The organism is Deltaproteobacteria bacterium, from assembly GCA_009930495.1.
Classification (GTDB): domain Bacteria; phylum Desulfobacterota; class Desulfovibrionia; order Desulfovibrionales; family Desulfomicrobiaceae; genus Desulfomicrobium.
This window is the reverse complement of record RZYB01000439.1, coordinates 1-1,183: the sequence shown is the minus strand read 5'-3', so window position 1 is coordinate 1,183 and position 1,183 is coordinate 1. Positions and strand designations below refer to the sequence as shown.

Here is a 1,183-nt window from a genome sequence, read left to right as displayed (position 1 = left end):
AAAGTCGCCCACGCGAGATTGCAGGAACTGCGTTCCGGCGCGGTCACGCCCGTATCCGGCCAGGATGTCTTTGAACGCATCAACGCCCGCTTTGCCCGATGACGTTTTTCCATCCCGAGGCCGAAGCCGAATTTCTGGATGCCATCGAGTATTACGAATCGCTCGAATCCGGCCTTGGCTACGATTTTGCCATCGAGGTTCGCGCGGCCATCCAACGCGCGGAAGCCTTTCCCCTGGCCTGGACCAGCCTGGACGGAGAAGTGCGCAGATCCTTGGTCCGCCGTTTTCCCTTTGGCGTCGTGTACGCCGAAGATTCCGCAGATCTGTTCATTCTGGCGGTGATGCACTTGCACCGCGCTCCGGATACCTGGAAGAACAGACGCTGAACTCTGATAGTCGGCCCTATGTAGGCTGGCCATGACATCACGTACCCCACCAAAGACCGCATCTTCAGCTCGATGCCTGCTGCGGACGGATTTTTTCCGCGCCGTAGCCTCGTGGATCTTGTCCAGAGGCAGGGCCACTTCGATGAGCTTCTTGGGGGGCTTGATGGTCATGATGCGAGGGATGTCCTTGTTTGTGCTACAAATCTGGGGAGAGAAGTTCTAGGATTTTTGCCGTCCGTCCAATGCGTGGCGTGTTTTTTCTAGTTCTGCCGCCAACATTTTTTCATCCGGCAGAATCATCTGATACTGGGCGGCCAGGACCGTGTTTGGCAATCCTGTCAGGGCGTAATGGGCTTCCGCCGACCCTTTTTCGGAACACAGAATCAAGCCTACTGGTGGATTTTCGCCGTTTTTCATCCAATGTTCGCGGGCGTAGTTCAGATACATGTGCATCTGGCCCGCGTCCGCGTGTCCGAATCTTCCGACCTTGAGATCAATAATCAACAGGCATTTGAGACTACGGTGAAAAAAGAGCAGATCAACGCGGAACCAACTGTCATCAATGCGTAAACGACGCTGCCGTCCCAAAAAAGCAAAATCATCGCCCAATTCCAGCAGGAAATCCGCCAAGTGCTGGATCAGGGCGTCTTCGAGATCGGATTCGGAGTACTGATCCTTGAGATCCAAAAATTCCAGGACAAAAGGGTCCCTGATGGCCTGTTCCGGCGTGATGTTGTCCTCCGGGGCGGGCGTTTGCGCCCCATGCAGCATGGCGGCTTTGTCACGAGACAAGGCGG

At 55.5% G+C, this 1,183-nt stretch carries 2 protein-coding genes; one reads left to right on the top strand and one right to left on the bottom strand.

Features of this window, described 5'->3' with window-relative positions; genetic code table 11:
* Positions 1-98: 98 nt before the first annotated feature.
* Positions 99-386 (top strand): type II toxin-antitoxin system RelE/ParE family toxin, encoded by a 288-nt coding sequence (locus tag EOL86_15320; protein ID NCD26940.1) that lies wholly within the window; start codon positions 99-101, stop codon positions 384-386.
* 219 nt (positions 387-605) lie between these two features.
* On the opposite strand, the gene EOL86_15315 is transcribed toward EOL86_15320, so the two are convergent.
* On the bottom strand, positions 606-1,183 hold a 578-nt coding region (locus EOL86_15315), incomplete at its 5' end, for a DUF1016 family protein (protein ID NCD26939.1).